Source organism: Acaryochloris marina MBIC11017 (assembly GCF_000018105.1).
GTDB classification, from domain to species: Bacteria; Cyanobacteriota; Cyanobacteriia; order Thermosynechococcales; family Thermosynechococcaceae; genus Acaryochloris; species Acaryochloris marina.
The window spans coordinates 6,473,665-6,493,590 of record NC_009925.1 but is presented as its reverse complement, the minus strand read 5'-3'; the positions used below and the strand labels follow the sequence as shown (position 1 = coordinate 6,493,590).

General features: G+C 45.5%; 15 protein-coding genes. 11 read left to right on the top strand and 4 right to left on the bottom strand.

Annotated features, from left to right (window positions below; genetic code table 11):
* Position 1 precedes the first annotated feature (1 nt).
* The 3 genes from AM1_RS28790 (at position 2) to AM1_RS28780 (ending at position 5,366) form a co-directional block, all read left to right on the top strand.
* Positions 2–2,245, top strand: a complete 2,244-nt coding sequence (locus AM1_RS28790; protein ID WP_012166505.1) for a WD40 repeat domain-containing protein — start codon at positions 2–4, stop codon at positions 2,243–2,245.
* Positions 2,246–2,261: 16 nt separating this feature from the next.
* A complete protein-coding gene (locus AM1_RS28785; RefSeq protein WP_012166504.1) occupies positions 2,262–4,724 on the top strand; it encodes a COG1470 family protein in 2,463 nt (820 codons plus the stop codon).
* A 75-nt stretch (positions 4,725–4,799) separates the two neighbouring features.
* Positions 4,800–5,366 (top strand): hypothetical protein, encoded by a 567-nt coding sequence (locus AM1_RS28780; protein ID WP_012166503.1) that lies wholly within the window; start codon positions 4,800–4,802, stop codon positions 5,364–5,366.
* Between the two features lie 179 nt (positions 5,367–5,545).
* On the opposite strand, the gene AM1_RS28775 is transcribed toward AM1_RS28780, so the two are convergent.
* Entirely contained in the window at positions 5,546–6,469 is a 924-nt protein-coding gene (locus AM1_RS28775; protein WP_012166502.1) for a hypothetical protein, read from the bottom strand.
* A 299-nt stretch (positions 6,470–6,768) separates the two neighbouring features.
* On the opposite strand from AM1_RS28775, the gene AM1_RS28770 reads away from it, so the two are divergent.
* Positions 6,769–7,758, top strand: a complete 990-nt coding sequence (locus AM1_RS28770; RefSeq protein WP_012166501.1) for a hypothetical protein — start codon at positions 6,769–6,771, stop codon at positions 7,756–7,758.
* Between the two features lie 666 nt (positions 7,759–8,424).
* Positions 8,425–9,144 carry a hypothetical protein gene (locus AM1_RS28765; protein ID WP_012166499.1) on the top strand — a complete coding sequence of 240 codons (720 nt, stop codon included), beginning with the start codon at positions 8,425–8,427 and terminating at the stop codon, positions 9,142–9,144.
* Between the two features lie 343 nt (positions 9,145–9,487).
* Here AM1_RS28765 and AM1_RS43380 read toward each other — a convergent pair whose 3' ends face one another.
* Together AM1_RS43380 and AM1_RS43375 are read right to left on the bottom strand one after the other, a co-directional pair.
* On the bottom strand, positions 9,488–10,015 hold the full coding sequence (locus AM1_RS43380) for a transposase (protein ID WP_012166498.1): 528 nt from the start codon (positions 10,013–10,015) through the stop codon (positions 9,488–9,490).
* Positions 10,016–10,092: 77 nt separating this feature from the next.
* Positions 10,093–10,503 carry a helix-turn-helix domain-containing protein gene (locus AM1_RS43375; RefSeq protein WP_012166497.1) on the bottom strand — a complete coding sequence of 137 codons (411 nt, stop codon included), beginning with the start codon at positions 10,501–10,503 and terminating at the stop codon, positions 10,093–10,095.
* A gap of 280 nt (positions 10,504–10,783) precedes the next feature.
* Here AM1_RS43375 and AM1_RS28750 point away from each other — a divergent pair, with 280 nt between their 5' ends.
* Positions 10,784–13,909 carry an alpha-mannosidase gene (locus tag AM1_RS28750; RefSeq protein ID WP_012166496.1) on the top strand — a complete coding sequence of 1,042 codons (3,126 nt, stop codon included), beginning with the start codon at positions 10,784–10,786 and terminating at the stop codon, positions 13,907–13,909.
* Between the two features lie 186 nt (positions 13,910–14,095).
* Here AM1_RS28750 and AM1_RS28745 read toward each other — a convergent pair whose 3' ends face one another.
* Positions 14,096–14,905 (bottom strand): WecB/TagA/CpsF family glycosyltransferase, encoded by an 810-nt coding sequence (locus AM1_RS28745; RefSeq protein ID WP_012166494.1) that lies wholly within the window; start codon positions 14,903–14,905, stop codon positions 14,096–14,098.
* 635 nt (positions 14,906–15,540) lie between these two features.
* Here AM1_RS28745 and AM1_RS28740 point away from each other — a divergent pair.
* The 5 genes from AM1_RS28740 (at position 15,541) to AM1_RS28720 (ending at position 19,910) form a co-directional block, all read left to right on the top strand.
* Positions 15,541–15,822: an acylphosphatase gene (locus AM1_RS28740; protein ID WP_012166492.1), complete on the top strand. Its 282-nt coding sequence runs from the start codon at positions 15,541–15,543 to the stop codon at positions 15,820–15,822.
* Positions 15,823–15,981: 159 nt separating this feature from the next.
* On the top strand, positions 15,982–16,650 hold the full coding sequence (locus AM1_RS28735; RefSeq protein ID WP_012166491.1) for a response regulator transcription factor: 669 nt from the start codon (positions 15,982–15,984) through the stop codon (positions 16,648–16,650).
* A gap of 128 nt (positions 16,651–16,778) precedes the next feature.
* The gene (locus AM1_RS28730) at positions 16,779–17,135 is read left to right on the top strand and encodes a response regulator transcription factor (protein ID WP_012166490.1); all 357 of its coding nucleotides are present in this window, start codon (positions 16,779–16,781) and stop codon (positions 17,133–17,135) included.
* A 357-nt stretch (positions 17,136–17,492) separates the two neighbouring features.
* Positions 17,493–18,683: a glycosyltransferase family protein gene (locus AM1_RS28725; RefSeq protein ID WP_238549121.1), complete on the top strand. Its 1,191-nt coding sequence runs from the start codon at positions 17,493–17,495 to the stop codon at positions 18,681–18,683.
* 42 nt (positions 18,684–18,725) lie between these two features.
* Complete coding sequence (locus AM1_RS28720; protein ID WP_012166488.1) at positions 18,726–19,910, top strand: glycosyltransferase family protein; 1,185 nt, start codon at positions 18,726–18,728, stop codon at positions 19,908–19,910.
* Positions 19,911–19,926 lie beyond the last annotated feature (16 nt).

Sequence of the window (19,926 nt, the reverse complement as noted above, 5' to 3'; positions counted from 1 at the left end):
TATGGAAAAGCAGCTTGCCACCCAAGTATTACCCAAGCAGTTGGCCTTTACCCCTGGAGGTCCTCCCTCTGCCTTTGCCGTGGAGGTGGTCAATCACAGCGATCGATATGCCAGTTTCCAGCTTGAGGTCTCAGCTGCAGGGACCAATCATCTAGCTGGGCGCAAATGGTATCACGTTTCACCAGACATTAGTAGTAAAAATCCTCCTGGAGATACGACCCAATTCCAAATTGAGATCACCGATAGTCCCGTGCCAGGGTTTGTGGGCTTAATGAGCTTAGCTGTAAGGGTGTTTTCCATTGAACTGCAGGAAGAAGAACGGGAATCTCTAAAGCTCACTCTGGCGCAGGGAACAGGGGCAGTGCCCTTGGGGCTCAATTTACCCGTTGAAGATTTTGATGCTGATCCAGGAGAGGAAATTCAAATTCCGGTATGGGTCAGTAACCCCAGTCAGTTAAAAACGACTGCAACCGTCAGTCTCCAAGGCATTGATGCCAGTTGGTTCCCGGAAGGCAACGAGCAAACAGTAAAACTGGCTCCTGGAGGACGGGTGCAAACCACCTTTAACTGTAAAGTACCTGCTGATCCGGTGCAGGCTCCTAGTCATGGCTATCGGTTCCAGGTTGAGGCGAGTCATGCCTATGGGCCACCCACTCAAATTGAAGGACACTTGAAAATTGATCCCTTAGGTTTTGTGGCCTTTCAGGCCCAGCCAGAGGAACATTGCATTCCAGAGCAGTTTCAATTGAAGTTTTGGCAATCTCCTCCGGTTATCTATGAGTTGCAATTTGAAAATAACAGTAACCTATATCAACATGCCCAAGCAGAGATCGTCGATCCCCCCCCTCACTGCACCTTTGAGGTAATGCCAGACAATATCAAGTTGGGATTGGGTGATTCTGGCAAACTTTCGTTGATTGCTGAAGCTGATCGCCACTGGTTGGGCTTTTCCAAGCGACATACCATACAAGTGGAGGCCGTTTGGTCAAATGTCGAACGCATTGATAGTCGCGATGAAACCCATGTTCTCCAACTAAAAGTTAAACCTCGGATCCCGTTGTGGCTGGTGATCTTAATGGCTTTGGTAGGCGGGGTATGGCTATGGTGGATTTCTCCCTTTAATCAATACAACCGCAATTATGGTCATCGGGGGGCCGTGACCTCCGTCGCCTTTAACGGTATTGCGGATCAGGCTGTGTCCAGTTCTAACGATACGACGGCGATTCGTTGGAGTGTGCAAGGACTCAGCGCTTGGTGGGCTTTCCCCTATTTGGAAAATATTATTCAGCGGGGCAAACAGTTGGCTCAGCAACAAAAAGCCATTCGTGGGATTACCTATCGCCCTGTCAATAACGATTTGGTGGCGGTGGGTCTGGAAAATGGCCAAATTCAGTTATGGGATTTAAATACGGATCATACAGATCCGCTGCAAACCTTTAGCTACGAAAAAGCTGATCGCGTTTTGGATGTGGAGTTTAGTCAAGACTCTCGCTATTTGTTCAGTAGTCATGGCAGTGGCACGATTGTTGTCTGGGCAACCCAGAGGACAGCTCAACAGCGCAAAATCTTCAAAGAGCAAAAAATGCCTTTCGCCATCTACGATTCAGTGCTGTTAGGAAATCCAGATCAGTGGCTTGCGATCGCAGGTCAACAAAATCAGTTGGTCTTATGGAATTGGCAGTCCAAACAAGCCCTAGAGCCCCTTATCTATCCCGAATCAGGCACCAACCGCGACTATATTCAAAGCATTGATACAGCTCGTGATACGCCAACGCTCCTGACTACCGCAGATACCCAAGGCAATATTACCCTGTGGAATTTAGCCCCCTGCCTTCAGGATTCGACCACCTGCAAAACCCTAAAGCCTGAAATCTGGTCCCATAGTGAGGCTACACAGCCCGTGCGATCCGTGTCTATGAGTGACGATGGCTGTTACCTAGCCAGCGGGGGTGATGATGGTCGGGTCATGCTGTGGCCCTTGTTGCCCAATGGTCAACGAGATCCTGAATTCCGAGAGGGGATTGAACTGTATGAACCCTCTACCGTTAGCATGGCAAACTTCTTTCAAAATATTCTGCATCCCCGTTCCTCCGATCGCATCAACAGTGTGGACCTGAAGGTGATTGGTGGCAAGATCCTCGTGCTGAGCGGCAGCGATGATACACAAGTTCGCTTATTTTCCACCACGGTCAAAGACGTTCAGTCCCGAATACAGCGACAAACTCTCCCCTGTGGCAAACCCTAATGGATGATTAAAGCTCATGACAGACCTCACCCAAATTGATCAAATTGGCCTGCAAGCCCAGAAAGTGGGCAATCCCTTGGGCATTATCCGCAACCCATCCGGCGATGTGGCGATTCAGGCGGGGGAAATTTTCGAACTGAGTGTGACCGTCACCAATGATGGAATCCACAGTGCCATTATCCACATCGATATCACAGACCCCACGGATATCGTCAGCCAATGGTGTACCTCCTCCCGGGAAAGTCTGGCCCTAAACCCTGGAGAAAGTAGCGAGGTGTTCTTCCGTATTCAGGTGCCAACGGAAACCCTACCGGGCTTTTATCCCTATACCTTAGTGATTGATGCCCCCAAACATTACCCAGAAGAGACGCCGATCCGCTATCCGGCTCGGCTACAGGTGCTGTCCTACATCCGGGAAACGGCAGAAGTCAGCAATCCGGTTTTAGGCATCACCCCAACCACCACGGCCGAGTCTCCCCTGCCTTTACAAACTGGAGATGCGTTGGCCTTAACGGTGCTGGTGGATAACCGATGCGATCGCGTCGATCGATTCCGCTTAATCTGTCCAGACCTGCCTACCGAATGGGTCAAGATTATTTATCCAGAAGGACCGCAAACCGGCGTTGTGATTGCCAGTGAAGCCCTGGAACTCAACCCAGGGGATACGGGCCAAATTCAGGTCTTGATTCAGCCGCCCCTAGGTACGGATGCAGGCATTTATACCCCCACCATCCGCCTGTTTTCCATGAACAACCCGGAACTGGTGTTGTTGGAAGCGGTTTATTTACAAGTTTTACCGATTTACCAGGTTGATATCGAGCTTATTTCCCTGGTCAGCCAAGTCAAGAACCAGTCCGGATGGTTTGAACTACGGCTTCACAATGCTGGAAATACCCCACGAACTCTCAATTTACAGGTCCAAAATCTAGATGCGGAAGAACTCTGCGACTATACTCTTAACCCCACCCAAGTCCATTTATTACCCCATGCCTCGACCAAGGTCAGCTTAGAAGTTCAGCCCACCAAATGGTGGAAGCGCCCCTTTTATGGTCGCCCCCTCAACTTTGCCCTGGAGTTGGAAGATGCCCAGCAACTCCCCCTTGCCAATAATCGCTTTCAAGGAGCATTGATTTGGGAACCTCGACCTTGGTGGCAATTATTGCTGGTTATTTTGACCCTGTTTGGCACCTTAGTTGGGATTGCCTTACTCGTATGGTGGTTACTGACCCGTCCCCCAGCCCGAGCCGAGATTATCAGCTTTGCCCCAGCAACCTATACCCTCAAAGAGGCCGATGGTCGTCCCATTGAACTGAACTGGACCATAAAAAATCCTCAGAAATTCAAGCAGCTTCAACTGAAAGGAGTTTCTCCTGACGGGGTCGTGATGAGTGGTCCCTTTATCTACGATTTCCAAAAGGGAATACCCTCAGACCTTAGCCATTTTTGTACCCTAACTGAGGTCCTGCGGTGTCAGCAGGTGCCCACGGATGCACGCAAACCTGGCACCTATCGGTTTGAGCTGTCTCTCTCCCCTCAACCCGAGGGCGTCCCTCAACCCATTGCGGCCAAAACAGAGGCAATTGTGGTTCAACCCTTCCCTCCCCCTCAAATTCAACAATTTGAATCCACAAAGACCACCTATACAGAACCCATTGGTCAGGTTCCCCCAAGGGGACCATCAGGGATTTTTCTGAACTGGAAAATCACCCAGGCCAAAGGAACCAAAGTGACACTAATTGGTCGGGGAGCAGATAATGCACCAGTCACAGCTCCCAAAATATTTGACTTCACTCAAGGTATTCCCCAGTCCCTACAAAAAAATTGTCGTTTGGACGTCCAAACCCTAGTTTGTCTGAATGTACCAACTGGGGTTCAAGACGCCGGGACCTATACCTTTGAGCTCAAAGTCGCCCCGAAACCCACCCAGGCTAATCCGCCTGCAGAGCCATCTCCGATTATTCAAAAAACCGAGCCGATCCAGATTCAGCCTGGGCCAGTACAAATCCAGGAATTCAAAATTAATGGCCAGATTGCGAAACCCAAATATGTGTTTGCCCTTAAAGATCAAACGCCGTTGATCGTGAAGGTATCCTGGAAGGTTAAAGGGAGTAAAAATACTAAGGTCAATTTACTGCCTGCGCCAGGGACTGTTCCCCTCCAGGGCAAGGCAAATTTATCGTTTGGCCCCACCTCTGCCACCCAAACCCTAACCCTGCAAGTCACGAATGCCAAAGGTGAACAACAAAATCGATCCGTGGTGATTGAAACTGTGGCACCTCCTGCTCCAGTGGCTCAAGCGTCCGATGCCCCCGTAAGTGCTGAGGCGAATAATTCAACTCCTCCAGCGGCAGCTCCTGGGGTAGATCCCAACGCAGCGGCAGCACCTGCTCCGCCTTTACCCGATCCACCCGGCGGTATTCAGCCCGTACCCCGCGATCGTAATTCGCCACCACCAGCAGAATTGCCACCTCAGTTTTAGTTCACGAATAATTACAACCCAGTCTTTTATGGGGGGCTCCTCTAAACTGTTAGCAGCAATAGAGGTAATACCATCATGTTGCCCAACTGGCAGAAACTGTCCCAAATCAAGGAGCTCAGACAATATTTTGAGGCTGATTTTGCCAGTTTTCAGCACCGGGTTGAGCATCATATTTTGGCCTTAGAACAGTTCGATTCCAAAGAGCTAGATAAACTGGCCCTATTGCGAGTACTGGAAGTAACCAATGGTTGCACTCAATGGGGATTTCGCCGACAAGACCCACAGTGCCTTTCAGTAGACCAAACCCGTGAATGTATGAGAACCGTGATTGGATTTATTCTGGCCAAGCAAATCGATCTCCCCAGTGGAGACTCTATTCACTTCTCACCCCCGATTGAACAGCTGATGAATGAGGTCCGCGAGCTCTATCATGCTGCCTTTAAAAAGCATATTGAGGGTGCAGAGCGAGAATACTATGCTTCATCCGCAGCACAATTCTTGGTCTATGGCCGCCAGCGGCTAGAATCCGCCACACAGGTCGTAGCTCAAGAGTTTGAGTCCCTTTTTACTCCCTACTATCTTGAACAGGGTCGCAACTATATTGCACCCTACCTAGAAGCAATTTTGCCAGAAGAATCATAATACTGTGCTTTGCATTTCTACCCTCAGTCAAACGTCTAAAAAATATTGGCCAGAGTTCATAAATGCTAAGGGTAAAAGAATTGCTCGACTTTATTAGCGGTACATTAACATCAACCACAGGTTCCGTTTACTGCAGTGACATTGAGGGATAATCAGGAGTTTCAGAGTTTAACGACCTATCAACAGTTCATTCCAGTCGAAGTCTCACAGTCTGGATAAGGGAATAGCATTCCCAGTTCTGATGCTTGTAGCGCTTGAAACTCTGACTCCAGCAACCTTACCCATATCAGCTCCTCATGACTAACGGTGATTAATATCTGTTCATTCCCAGCCAACAAGCAAGGATCTTCTGGCAGTTTATTTCCCAAATGCCATTCCCCTAGACAATCGTTTGATCGTAAAAATGCTTCTATCGTTGAGGTAAGAGGGAAGGTCCAGGTCTTTCCATCTTTAGAACAGCTCCCTTCAACCTGTAATTCAGCAGATGGAGACCATTGCCAAATCTTTTCCTGCCAAGTTCCTGTTTGATCCTGGGCAGAGATCGTAACTGGGTCCGCCTGAAACGTAACATGATCAGCTTTAGGGATACAAAAATCTAGTAACTTCAACCAATCTGCTTCCAGATCCTGTAACTCAAGATGATATTGACGACGCTGGGTGTAGGGACCGCTTACAGGTATCCCTGTAGCATAGAGCATTTGGGCTTCCTGTTCTGTCAACTTCAGCCAAAAACAGTTGTGATCCCATTCCATCAATACTTCTCCCTGCCGATACAGCTTCGGAATCAGTGGACATCCCCATTGATCACTCGTATGGGGGGAGACTTGATGGACTAGAAGGTCCAATACCTGCGATGTAGGCTGGAAGGTCATGAAAAACCAGCGCATTTTGCTCGAAAGATTAGGCACAATCACTTGCTCCAATAAATCCTCCTGCAATTCTTGTGTCGGCGTCCATTGCAGTTGCTCTCCAGTGTCGTAATAGGCAGTACGAGGTTGAAATTCGACTCGTTCAGTCAGCGGAAAAAGACAACGGATAAGCCGTCTCCAACCTTGATTTTCCTCAGCTGTCATGCACAATCGGTAGGTATCAAATCGGGGCATAGGACGGAGGAAGACTGTGTTTCCTGAAAACTTCCTAATGGAAATTGGCCAAGTACTCAATTTTACAGATTTCAATAAATGAGGGGGCTATGATAGCGCCAACTGAAACCCGTGGTTCCAATTTTCAAATCACCCTTCCTAGACCTTACATCTGTTTCGACAGAGAACCGTCACTCATCCCACCCCCGGCCTCTCCTGCCGGGGTTCTTTCTGGAAACTAATACTCTCTGTCATCGCTAACAGCATCCTCTAATTGTGCAGTGGTTGCCAAAGGATAATCTACAGAACAGTCCTTCCTGATGGGCACCCTAGTTCCAGACAACAATCTGGGATTAGAGATGAACAACCAAAAAGCTATTTTGAAATTATGGATTGGCTTGGGCTTATTATCTCTAACTAGTTGCGCCAGTGCTTCTAGTCAAGGGTCTGAGTTTGCCTTCAGTCAAGAGAATTGGCCTCAACGGTGTCAGCAAGTCAAAAAAGAATTATCCCAACAACCAGCAGCAAAAATTACCTATGCTCCGCTGCCGAAAGATATAGCAATCCAATCAAGTTGGAAGCTGAACTGGCTTGAACGACAGATTCCCGTCCCTGCAATGCAGTACACGGATGTGTTTGTCCTTCAAGATCAAGACCACCATACGATCCTCTTTATAGGTCAAATAGAAGGGGAGAATGCTCAAGTTATGCTAGGAAAATCACCTAAGATTGAACCATTAGTAGATATTTTCGCTGACATTGCAGACGCTGATAAAACAGAAAACTCTCCGGAAGGAACTGCTCTGACCCAAAAACTATTTGGTGGCCCCGTTAGTATGGAAAAGCTAACGGACTTAGGGTATCGCCACACTTTGGCAGACTTAACCTGCAACCAGGCGAATTGGCAAAAGGAAGTTCCAATTGCACTTGCATTAATTTTCAAAGGAATCGCGACCTCAATCGGTCCCAATACATCAGCTTATGACCTCAATCAAGGTGTTTTACTTGGCAGTAAAAGTGAGTCCCAGGATAAGTGGTGGTTTCAATGGAATGGCGAGCAACAGTATATGTATGTCATGTTAACCCTACCCAATGGTCATCAGCATGGAGATCTAGGGTTTGCTCTAGGCCAAAAAGATTGGCCGGTTGCACCCAATGCACCGGTTTGGTTGGGGCAGTTAGAAACTGCGATCTCAAATCCAACACGGCAAAATTGGCAGACATTACAACTAGCCTTAAAGAAAGCCAAAATGTCTGAGAAAAGTATTGAGAAAATTGAGGCGTTAATTGAGTCTTCCCCAGAGGGATAATGCAAACAGCCCAACTTCAATATTACTCAGCCTGTTTAGTCAACCAACATGAAGTGAGAGACAATACTTGCAATCTCGGCAGTTGGAAGTCTGGCTGTTCGAGTATATTTGGGATCCACAGAAATAGTCATTTTGGCCTCATTTATTTAGCATTAGTGAAGTTGAGTTTAAATATATAAATTTGAACTAAAGCCGATGTTCATTAGATTTTTATCATCTTGATAAAAAAACTAGCTAAAAAGAGTACTAACCCCTGATAAAAGCCTACAATCACCTTCTACAAGCGACTGGTTGTTGACTGACAGCCTATTCACAGAACCCTACCAAACGAGGTAATTATCTTTAGATTCAATATTGCTATTCGTTCAAATCTTTAAATAAATAGCAATGCTAAGCGTTGATTTGATCCTTGATTATATTGTAGATAGCAAAAAAAATGGGCATATTAGAGGTATCCACTACCCCTGATAATATCGATTGACCTGGCTGAGATTTATTACCCTTTGCTCGGAGACTATCGAAATAGCAATGTTGCACTACTGCCTTTGAAGGTGTTACGAATTTTTCTTAAAGTAAATATTTGAAAAATTACTACAAATATCTTGCATTGCATCAACTGAGTGTGAACACAATTTGTTAATGGCTTAATCGACATTCATATCTAGCATGGATGAATATCTAAAACTAGTTTTTCAACTATTACAGAACATTAAAGAGAAAACAGACATAACATATCTTATCTCGACCAAAGATAAGCATACTGCGATGGTTTCTGTGAAAGAAGGTGAAATCTCGTATATTCGCTATGGCTCACTGTCTGGTACAAACGCATTGAACGCTGTTCTTGGCATGGAAGTTGAGAGTTTTGTTGTGCGCAAGCATTCTCTAGAACATTCCAAAACTCATCGAGTGCTACCAGGAACAAATGAAATCTTACAAAAGTTATGTATCAAACTGCCAAAGTCACTAGAGGAACATCAGGATTCACTCAAACCCCGTGAACTTAATGGAACAGCCTCATTAGCTCCAAGTCTAGAGAATACGGTCCCTGAAGTTAACGGCCATAAAGAATCGAATCCAGAATCGAATGCATCTCCTGTAACCGTTGCACAGTCTGGCTTAGTAACTCCAGTTGAGCCAAAATATACTGAAATCCCACGTTCTACGATACCTACAATAAAGTCTGCCTTACAGCAAGCAGTAGGGCCTATTTCTGGGCTTATATATGATGATGCTTATGCTGAAATCAGCTTATTGAAAGATCGGAGAGATTTAGCCATCTTCATTGAAATCTTAATCAATGAGATTGATGAAGAAGAGTACCAGAAGCAGTTCATAGGCGTAATTAAAGAGCAGATGAACGGTATTATTCTCGTTCAGAATTAAGAAATCTTTATAGCTTTCCCATTATCAAAATTTTCTCCTCTAGCAATGGGGAAACATGTTCATACCGCTTTGGCAAACAACCCTAGATAGTTATTACAAACTGTAGCTCTTTGATACAAGTTTGGAGCAGTTCTGAGAAGAAATCAATCTACAACTACTTGCCAATTTAAATTAATATATTGTTACCTCAAAATATTATTTTAAGGTAACAATAAACTTAAAGCTTCATCCAGGAGAATCAGAGTTCTAAGTAGCCAAGCCTTAAAAATTGTCTGTACGTAAAGGCTCATGAAGCAGCGAGCCGTGATGGGAATCTCAACCGTTTTGCTTCATAGTTTCCCGCTTACGCTCTAGCCTTCACGCCATCCATCACCGCATAGGCTAAATCCAGCTCATGCTCAAACATTTGCCCCCTCAATTGGTGCGCTTTGAGCTGGTGCCACTCTGTTTCAATCGGATTCATCTGTGAACAGTATTTGGGCAGAAAGAATAAATAGAGCCCTTGGGTTTGCCACTGTGCCCATTTTTGCTTCGCTTTCTTGTAAGTATGACTAGAACCATTGTCTTGAACGATGACCCGAATCCGTCCAGTTTTATCCAGTTGTTGTTGGGCCTGGCGTGCTTGCTCATCCATCATTTTGATGTAACGGTCGGCATTAAAACTGCCGACAACTAGCCCATAAACAAAGGTCGTCAACGGTTGGAGAAGCCCCAAAATACTGATACGTCTTCCCTTACGTTTAGTCTGTTCCATCCGCTTTTGCTCTCCCTTGAAGAAATAGCTATATTCCACGGGCATCCATAGGCAAAAACCAGACTCATCCCGATAATACAACTCAATCCCTCTACTCGCTGCTGCCCACTGCAACATCTCTAAATCAGCGAGTTTGATAGCTTTCTTAACAGGGTCTTGCTTATGTCAGTGACTATGGCGAGTTCGTTTCCAGATCACCCCCTTTTTTTGAGAATCTGCCGGATGCGGTCTGCACTTAAGTGAACGTTACGCTCCTTCGCCAGTTTCCGAGACAGTTGTTGGCTATTGTAGGTGCGTTCTTCCTGACGCAAACAGGTTTCGAGATACTCAATATCTTCAGGGTGCCACCGTCGCTGAGCACCCGGATGTGGTGCATCCCATAGCCCTCCTAATCCTTTCTGTTGCCAGCGATGAAAGGTTTGGCGAGCGGTCCGAACATTACACTGGAATAGGGCTGCAATTTTCTCTACATACATCCCCTGATGACTCAATCGAATCATTGCGGCTCGATCTTTGACCCGTTGGGGGACTGTTGTTGCTGTCCTCAGTTCAAATAAGGTCTGTTCTTCTGAGCTATTCAATAAAGTACGTAATCGGGCACCCATCCTCACAATCTCCTAAACGATAGTGTGGGTAGATTCATTCAACTTCATCTAATTGAGCTTTTCAAGGCTGGGCTACTTACCTGGCGCTAGGGTAAACTGCCTGAATAATCTGATTTTTGAGAAAAAATGGGGGCCATCTCAATCAGTCAACCTGTTAATGTCCAGCATTTTCGAATCTTTATAACTCATGCAAGATCATAAATGGGTTCTATACTGCTGAATGACTAAAGAGAGATCTTTGGTATTCTCCGGGTTACGCACTGTCCCAATGGCATAGCATATGCAGTCAAAGTCCACTCCAGAACACCCCCTTGAGCAGGAGAACCTTGTTGATTCCGCGATGTTGAAACTGTATCAGCTGACTCAGTTGAATATTCAAGGCAATTGGCAAGCTTGTTTAGATGATCTGCCTGTCGAAAAAGGTCTTAATCCACAGACTTGGCAAACATGGTCGCCGAGACAATTAAATGCTAGGGAGCATATTGACTGGCCCCAAGGTCATTTAGTGCTGTGGCTGGGACAGGTTATCTCCATCCCCAATGATCAATTTCGTTACCCTCTAGCAGACTGCAAGCTGAGGCTGGCTCTGACTTGGTGGGCAGAACAAGCCGAAATTTTTGTCAACGGAGCGTTGGTCCAAGCAGGAGATTTATACGACTGTACGGCTCGGATTGTTTTGAGTTCTGCGGCTCAACCTGGGGAGGAAATTACGGTTGCCCTGCGACTGGTTAGCCCTGGTCATGATCCAGGGGCATTAGTGGGCTCTCAACTGATATACGAACCCCCACCTCCTCTTCTTGATCCAGGTAAAGTCGCCGATGAATTGGCTGTATTACAAGGTTATCTCACAAAATTTGCGCCAGAAGAATTAGCCTCTCTAAATAAAGCCATTAACGCCATCAACTGGTCCCATGTCAATGATCCTGAAGCATTTAGCCTTAGTTTGAACCAACTTCATCAACATCTTGCTCCTTGGAAAACCTGGTTACAGCAGCGCCAAATCAACTGGATTGGTCATGCCCATTTGGATTTAGCGTGGCTCTGGCCCGTAGCAGAAACCTGGGAAGCCGCAGAACGAACATTTAAATCGGTCCTTAATTTACAAGCGGATTTCCCTGAACTTATTTTCTGCCATTCCTCCCCAGCTCTTTATGCTTGGTTCGAGCAGAACCGTCCAGATCTGTTTGCTCAAATTCAAGCACAAGTCGATAAAGGGACATGGGAGATAGCTGCCGGGCTTTGGGTAGAATCAGAATTAAACTTGATCAGTGGCGAATCATTAGTTCGTCAAGTTCTATATGGGCAAAAGTATACCCAAGAAAAATTCGGCTGCATCAGCAAGACAGCTTGGCTTCCCGATAGTTTTGGATTCTGCTGGCAGCTCCCCCAAATTCTAAAGCAGGGTGGGATTGACTATTTTTTAACCCAGAAACTGCGGTGGAACGATACCACGGAGTTTCCCTATGAAGTATTTCAGTGGCGATCGCCAGATGGTACTGAAATTTTCAGCATTATGTTGCCTCCCATTGGAGAGCAGATTTACCCCGTCAAAATGGGAACCTATGCCCAGGGATGGGAATCGGCAACGGGAGTGAAAGACTGTCTATGGTTGCCGGGGGTTGGTGATCATGGTGGGGGTCCAACCCGTGACATGCTGGAAGTGGCTCGTCAGTGGCAGCAATCTTCCCTGTTTCCAAAGCTCCAACCAACCACAGCTGAACGTTTCTGCCAACAGGTGGAAACTCAGATTCAACAGGTACCCGTTTGGGATGATGAACTCTACCTAGAATTGCATCGGGGGTGTTACACCAGCCATGCAGATCAAAAACATTACAACCGTGATTGCGAAAAGCTGCTGTACGAGGCTGAATTGTGGAATGCGATCGCAACCCTCACCCTCGATCATTCCTATCCCAAAGATGACCTAGAACAAGCTTGGAAGAAGGTCCTGTTCAACCAGTTCCACGATATCTTGCCAGGGTCTTCAATCCCTCAAGTTTTTGTGGATGCCAATTGCGATTGGGAATCAGCCAAACAGACTGCAACCGAACATTTGCATATTGCGTTGGATGCGATCGCAAGCGCGATTGACATTCCTCAAGCTCCCACCTCAGATAGCCTTCCCGTTATTGTGTTTAATTCTCTGAACTGGCCACGGTCTGAATTAGTGTGGGTAGAACTGCCTGACACTCAGAAACGATGGCAAATTTCCACCATTGAGGGAGAAACGCAGCCCGTTCAGCGCCACCCCAATCAACCTAACTCCTTAGGGTTTATAGCTGCAGTGCCTTCAGTGGGGTATCAGCTCTATTGGTTATCCCCGTTAGTAAGCGCTAAACCTGATCAACCCGACATTGCACCTAAAAATTGGATCTTGGAAAATGACTATTTACAGGTGCAAGTTAATGAATCAACTGGAGAGCTAGCTCAAATTTATGACAAAGCAACCCAACGCCAAATGTTGTCTGGCCCAGGGAATCAACTCCAGTTCTTCACCGACAAAGGCCAATATTGGGATGCTTGGAACATAGACCCTAATTACGAACACAAGCGACTACCGGGAGCAACCTTGCAATCCATTGAATGGTTGAGTCAAGGTCCACTACAACAACGATTGCGGGTTAAACTCCAGTTTGGTCAATCCCAATTTTGCCAGGACTATGTGCTCGATACGGATGCACCATTACTCAAAATTGAAACCACGGTAGATTGGCAAGAAAGTCAAGTACTGGTCAAAACGGTGTTCCCTCTCACAATATCGTCTGACTCTGCCACCTACGAAATTCCCTGTGGTGCGATTCAGCGACCTACTTTGCCGAATCCTCAGCTAGACGATAGAGAACAGGCGAAATGGGAAGTGCCAGCCTTGCAATGGGCTGATTTAACAGATGCAAATGGAATGGCTGGGGTAAGCATCTTGAATGACTGTAAGTATGGTTACGATGCTAAGCCTGACCAACTGCGTTTGACGTTATTACGTAGTCCGAATTGGCCGGATCCAGGATGCGATCGCGGTCATCATCAATTTACCTATGCCATTTACCCCCATGCAGGTTCCTGGCAAACAGCCCGAACCACCCACAAGGGATACGAAATCAATCGCCCTCTCCGGACGTTGATTTCATTAGATCAACAAAAGCAGGGACGACTACTGCAAAATCAGTTCCTATCGCTAGGGACAGATAATTTAGTGCTGATGGCCTTAAAGAGATCTGAGGATCAGCCTAAAGCCTGGGTGATGCGTTGTTATGAATGCCATGGAGAGGAAGCACCATTGGCTGTCACGAACGATTTGAACCTCCATTTCAAACAAACTATTGATTTATTAGAAACGAATTATGAGATGGATCGTCCGAATGTCGTAGCCCCGTGGAAAATCAGAACTCTGATGTTTACAAGTCAATAATGGGTCGACGATCAAGAGAAAGACCTCACTTAGACCGGTTTTAAGAGACTGAAGCGCTGCATTCAGTGATAGGCAATGGTAAGGGCCAGTAAAACTGTTATCCAATGCCAAGAGAGACAAGCAAACTTGAATAGCATTCTAATCAAGCATTATTTTGATTGGGGAAAACGAATTGGTATCACCAAATTACTTAAAAGCTAAACTGGCAAACCGATAACATAGTTGCTTGATAGCTAGGTATATGAATAGAGGTATGGATGAAGCATAACGTTTCCATAATCTTTTAGGTTCTTGGATAAGTCGGTAGAACCACTCCATTCCCATGTGCCTGACCCAGCCGCTTGCTCGGCGATGTATACCTGCATAGACTGGAAACGCGCCTCCCAAACCAATCATAACTGCATTAATTTGGTCTTTATGGGCTGCCATCCAACATTCCTGCTTGGGGCATCCAAGGGCAATCATTACAAGGCCAGCCCCACTAGCATTGACCCGTTGAATTAAAGCTTCATCCTCTTCTACGGTGAGCGGCCTAAACGGTAAAGGCTCCATATCTGCGATTACTAAATCAGGATACTCCACCAGTAAACGGGTTCTCATTTTTTGGAGAATGAGATCCATTGATCCCAAAAAATAGACGCTAACTTTTTCCTTCTCTGCTTTGCGGCAAAGGGCTTGTAGAAGATCGAGTCCAGCAACTCTATCTTGGTTTTTAGCTCCCAATATTCTCAGCATCCAAACCAAGGGCATGCCATCGGGGGTCACGACATCAGCTTGTTGAACTATTTCGCCAAAACTGGGTCTTCGGTGCGCTTCTACCAACATATGCGTGTTGGCAACACAAATACATTTGCTGAGTCTTTGTTTGGCCCAATCTAAAATCACCTCATTTAGGACATCAAAAGAAGCTGCCGTTACTCGGGAGCCAATGATATCAATGCGAGGGAGTTCTTTCACAAGAGTATTTTGTTCTAGAACGGATGCTTTAGATTGCATTTAGAGTAGATTCCAACAATGAGTAATATTATATAAACCGCGCTGACTTTTTTTCTCTTAGAGAAAAATATAACCCCGTAAACATTTCTATATAGATGTCAGTGTTTGGTAAAGATATTACGCTGTTAAGACATTTTTTTTGCGATTAACTTTATTATTAGCCCTAATCAACTTTCATTAGTTAGAAATATTCTCAATTAAAAATCTCTTAACGAAAGATAGATAACTCTGCTACACGGCTGAAACAACAACTACCTATAATCGGAATAGTGATAGTTAGCTCCTTGCCTAGGAATTAAGTATTTGAGAATCTGGGAAAGACAGCTGTTTCACAACCGATTTCAATGCGTAAATGAACCAAAAAGCTATAAATATTGTTTTTTTAGCACTTAAGCCGTTAAAGCACCGAATTATGACGTTTTCAGCAGATTTAGATTGTATTATACGGGCTACAGCAATACTGAGCCATGACTACATCACCTTAAACAATTAATATTAATTATCAATTAACTATTTTCCTACTGGAACTATTTTTTATTTTTCTGTATTCATCGCTAGATGCCAATATTTTGAGTATGGGGTACCACTCTTTTCTATTATTTATTTTGGTGGTGATCTAAAGGATTTGCTAATCGATGATGCCAAATATAATTTGCCTTAAAGCAGTGATTTCAGGAAAGGTCCAAGGGGTGGGTTATCGTTACAGTACAAGAGCTAAAGCTCAGTCCCTTGGACTAGTGGGATGGGTCCGAAATTTGCCAGATGGCCGCGTTGAAGCTATGGCGGAAGGAGAGCGCACCCAAGTGGATAAACTAATTGAGTGGTTTAAACAAGGACCTCCTGCGGCAGAGGTCAGTAAGGTTGATGTTGATGAAGAATCCTTAGGGGAATTTCGAGCATTTGAAATTCTTAGATGATGGCAATTGGCTCATCGTTTCTCAAGACTTTATTGATATTCATAATTGTAACTGTCAGGTATTGGAAAAAAGAAATTAGCAGGCTTTATGGTCGAGGAACTGTATCAGTGATTATGATCGTCTAAGAAGTAGTCATTGTTAAACAACTGCCCACTATCGATGGCACATATTCTGATCGCAGAGGATGAACCTAGAATTGCATCCTTTATAGAGAAAGGTTTAAAGAGCCACGGATACGCTACGACTACGGTAGAAAATGCCCATGAAGCCTTATCCTTCGCTTTAAGTGATGGGTTTGAGCTACTGATACTAGATTTGGGATTACCCGGAAGAGATGGGCTAGAAGTTTTAGCTGATTTGAGAGGTCAAGGTTCTGTACTCCCTGTCATCATTTTGACCGCCAGAGATGATATTCAAGATAAAATCTCTGGACTTGAAGGAGGAGCGGACGACTATATGACAAAGCCGTTCCGGTTTGAAGAGTTATTGGCAAGGGTTAGAGTTCGACTGAGAACAGTGTCTATTGGCACTCCTCCTGAGACGATGACAATGACGGCCCATAATGTGGTGCTAGATCTGCGTACTCGTAAGGCCAAAGTGGATGATCAATGGATCGAACTGCCAGCCAGAGAGTTTATTCTGGCAGAAACATTTTTCCGTCACCCTGGGCAGGTCCTCAGTCGGCAGCAACTCTTGGATCGGGTCTGGGGATATGACTATGATCCTGGTTCCAATATCGTTGATGTTTACGTTGGCTATTTGCGCAAGAAGCTCGGCAACTCACTTATTGAAACCGTTCGTGGGGTTGGGTATCGGTTAAAGACTTAGGTCCAATTTACTGCATGAGAAGATTCTCATGTTCTTTAAGGGCTGTTTGAGCTAGCTTCATATAAATACACTTTGTAGTGCTTCGGCCTAAAGGGAGTATTGGTACTGACGCATCACTTCTATTCCATATGAAGCGGGTTCTCCTAGTTGAAGATGAAGAGCGCATAGCCCGTTTTGTAGAAAAGGGACTACTCAAGCATGGCTATCAATCGACACTGGTGACTGATGGTCAGCAGGCATTGGACCAAGCCAATCTGGAAGCGTTTGATGTTGTGTTGTTGGATTTGGGGCTACCTATTATCAGTGGTTGGACCGTACTCCAAACCTTACGTCAACGGGGATTTACGGTTCCGATTATTGTAATTACTGCTTTTGTGGATCAAGACGAGTTGGCTTTGGCTTCTGGAGCTACAGATTTTATCAGTAAGCCATTTCAATTCTCTGAATTAATAGAAACGATTCAGCGACATCTCGCCGATTCATAAATCTGTCAATCTATTCTTGTTCTTCAAAACAGTGAGACGTTGAGGTGTTGTTATATTAACCAGCCCTTAAAACGCTTTCTATGAAAGCTTTCTCATGAAACTGTTCTCATGAACCCTTTCTCACATTAGTTTCATTGAACCTTAACTCCGCCTTGTCAGGGTGTAGATAACTGAACAACGCAGTTAGGAGAGGTTCATTATTTATGAAAGTTTGTGTAATTGGTACTGGATATGTAGGAATAGGGCGTCTAACTCCAGTCCTGCCAAAGATTAAATCAGACCGTCAGCTTCAAACAGTTTAACTATATTCCCTTTTATCGACTGACCTAATTCTTTGAGGACCGTTCAATGAGACTGATGGTTTACTCTCATGACGCATTCGGTCTTGGCAATCTCCGCAGAATGCTTTCTATCTGTGAATACCTGCTGAAGGACCAAACAGACCTATCTATTTTACTGGTATCTGGTTCACCGATGCTGCAGGCCTTTCGGCTACCTAAAGGCTTGGATTACATCAAACTTCCTTGCCTTAATCGAGGACAGTCAGGAACTTTATTCGCAAAATACTTGGGAACAGAGTTAGAAGAAACTCTAAAGTGGCGCTCCCACTTAATTCATTCAGCCGCGCTGCACTTTAAACCAGATGTGTTGCTTGTTGACAAAAAGCCCTATGGGATTCAGAAAGAATTACTGAGCACCCTAGAACATCTTGAAACTCACCAACCAAAGACCCAAAAAGTACTTCTCCTTAGGGATATTCTGGATAGTCCTGTTAAAACGATTGGCGAATGGAAACGACAGGGATATTACCAGGCGATCCAATCTTGGTATGACCAAGTCCTAGTGGTAGGTATGGCTGAGCTATTTGATGTTGCTCAAGAGTACCAATTCCCATTACCGATTGCGAAAAAGGTCCATTATTGCGGCTATATACGTAAATCTTCTCAGGGGCTTAATCGAATGGAACTGCGCTGGTTCCTGCGGATAAAGCCTTCAGAGAAGTTGGTGGTAGTGACTCCAGGTGGAGGAGAAGATGGTTATCCTCTGGTGAAAGCTTACCTCGCAGGATTGAAATACCTGCCAAATCAGGTGAAGGTCCGAAGTGTTATTCTCTGCGGTCCAGAGATGCCCTTATCTCAGCAGCAGGATATCCAAACACAAGCCTTGCAATACTCTGGTGTCGAAGTTCAAGCATTTACGGACAATCTAATTGGTTATTTAGATGCTGCGGATGCTGTTGTCTCCATGGGAGGATACAACACCTTGACTGAAATCTTAGCTCTGGACAAACGTACAGTTGTGGTTCCTCGAATTACCCCTTCCCAGGAACAGCTGATTCGGGCAGAACGGTTTATGCACAACGGATTGATTCGGGCGATTCATCCCAATCATCTACAGCCGAAATCCTTAATGCAAGCGGTCATCGCCCAACTAGAGGATCGAGCTGCCCCATCTTTAGAACTCGATTTCAATGGTTTACCTAATATTGCGAATCAGTTATCCAACCTATTCCTTCGCCCCCCTGATCGAGAACCGGCTTTGGCGTAAGGGCAGCTACATTTCTGTAATTCAAATTTCTGGATATTTGTCATGAAAAAATTGATGTTTTATTGCCAACACATTCTGGGTATGGGGCACCTGATCCGCAGTATGGAAATTGTGCGGGGCCTAGTGGAAGACTTTGAGATTTGCTTTATCAATGGGGGGGAAGTGATTCAAAATTTTCAAGTCCCCAATGGCGTCACTGTTGTCAATTTACCAGCGATCAAAACGGACACGGAGTTCCGTGAACTGCGTCCAGTAGATCAGTCCCTGAGTTTGGAGGTTGTGCAGGAGACCCGTAAACACTTGCTCCTTAACCAAATAGAAACTTTTCAGCCCGATGTATTGATGATGGAACTCTTCCCCTTTGGTCGACGGCGGTTTTCCTTTGAACTTATTCCCTTAATGGAAGCCGCTAAGGCCAGTGGTACCAAAGTGGTCTGTAGCCTGCGCGATATTGTGGTGACCAAGCAAGACCAGGCCCGCCATGAGGCTAAAATCTGTCGATTGATGAATCAATATTTTGATCAATTACTGATTCATGGAGACCCCAACTTACATCCCCTGGAAGATAGCTTCTCTCGGGTTAAGGATCTCAATTGTGAGGTTCACTATACGGGTTATGTGGCCCAACAACCCGAAAATAATCGACTGACATTGGTGGATCGATGGGCCTTGAGCCGACAGGCTCCCATGATACTCGTCAGTGTGGGAGGTGGTCGATTTGGACATGAGTTGCTGAGGGGCATGGTTGGTGCAGCGGAATACTTGTCAACGCGCATTCCCCACCATATTCAGATGTTTGCTGGACCTTTTATTCCTGAGTCAGTGTTTTGGCAATTAAAACAGGCAGGCCGAGACTGTCATAACCTACATATTCATCGCTATACTCCCAACCTACTCGCCTATATGGAGCAGGCGGATCTCTCCGTCAGCATGTCGGGGTACAACACCACGATGAATATTTTGACCACAGGGGTCAATGCCCTGATGTTGCCCTTTACAGGCAACGACGACCAAGAACAAACGATGCGAGTCCGCCGATTAGACGAGCTTGGGGTGGCTCAGATGCTGCAAAAAGTTGATGTAGCCCCTGAACGTCTAGCTCAACGGGTAGAAATAGTTCTAAATTCCAAACCTCAATCCACTCGATTTGATCTGGATGGGGTACAGAAAACGGCTCAGCGAGTGCGCTCCCTCGCTTATGACAACCATCCCGCTGTCGCGGCTTAACCGCCTGAGGAAGTCA

What these genes read in the sequence shown, in the direction of transcription:
- AM1_RS28790 (WP_012166505.1), top strand. Translation starts at nt 2, where the DNA reads ATGGAAAAGCAGCTTGCCACCCAAGTATTACCCAAGCAGTTGGCCTTT.
- AM1_RS28785 (WP_012166504.1), top strand. Translation starts at nt 2,262, where the DNA reads ATGACAGACCTCACCCAAATTGATCAAATTGGCCTGCAAGCCCAGAAA.
- AM1_RS28780 (WP_012166503.1), top strand. Translation starts at nt 4,800, where the DNA reads ATGTTGCCCAACTGGCAGAAACTGTCCCAAATCAAGGAGCTCAGACAA.
- AM1_RS28775 (WP_012166502.1), bottom strand. Translation starts at nt 6,469, where the DNA reads ATGCCCCGATTTGATACCTACCGATTGTGCATGACAGCTGAGGAAAAT.
- AM1_RS28770 (WP_012166501.1), top strand. Translation starts at nt 6,769, where the DNA reads ATGGGCACCCTAGTTCCAGACAACAATCTGGGATTAGAGATGAACAAC.
- AM1_RS28765 (WP_012166499.1), top strand. Translation starts at nt 8,425, where the DNA reads ATGGATGAATATCTAAAACTAGTTTTTCAACTATTACAGAACATTAAA.
- AM1_RS43380 (WP_012166498.1), bottom strand. Translation starts at nt 10,015, where the DNA reads ATGTTGCAGTGGGCAGCAGCGAGTAGAGGGATTGAGTTGTATTATCGG.
- AM1_RS43375 (WP_012166497.1), bottom strand. Translation starts at nt 10,503, where the DNA reads ATGGGTGCCCGATTACGTACTTTATTGAATAGCTCAGAAGAACAGACC.
- AM1_RS28750 (WP_012166496.1), top strand. Translation starts at nt 10,784, where the DNA reads ATGCAGTCAAAGTCCACTCCAGAACACCCCCTTGAGCAGGAGAACCTT.
- AM1_RS28745 (WP_012166494.1), bottom strand. Translation starts at nt 14,905, where the DNA reads ATGCAATCTAAAGCATCCGTTCTAGAACAAAATACTCTTGTGAAAGAA.
- AM1_RS28740 (WP_012166492.1), top strand. Translation starts at nt 15,541, where the DNA reads ATGATGCCAAATATAATTTGCCTTAAAGCAGTGATTTCAGGAAAGGTC.
- AM1_RS28735 (WP_012166491.1), top strand. Translation starts at nt 15,982, where the DNA reads ATGGCACATATTCTGATCGCAGAGGATGAACCTAGAATTGCATCCTTT.
- AM1_RS28730 (WP_012166490.1), top strand. Translation starts at nt 16,779, where the DNA reads ATGAAGCGGGTTCTCCTAGTTGAAGATGAAGAGCGCATAGCCCGTTTT.
- AM1_RS28725 (WP_238549121.1), top strand. Translation starts at nt 17,493, where the DNA reads ATGGTTTACTCTCATGACGCATTCGGTCTTGGCAATCTCCGCAGAATG.
- AM1_RS28720 (WP_012166488.1), top strand. Translation starts at nt 18,726, where the DNA reads ATGAAAAAATTGATGTTTTATTGCCAACACATTCTGGGTATGGGGCAC.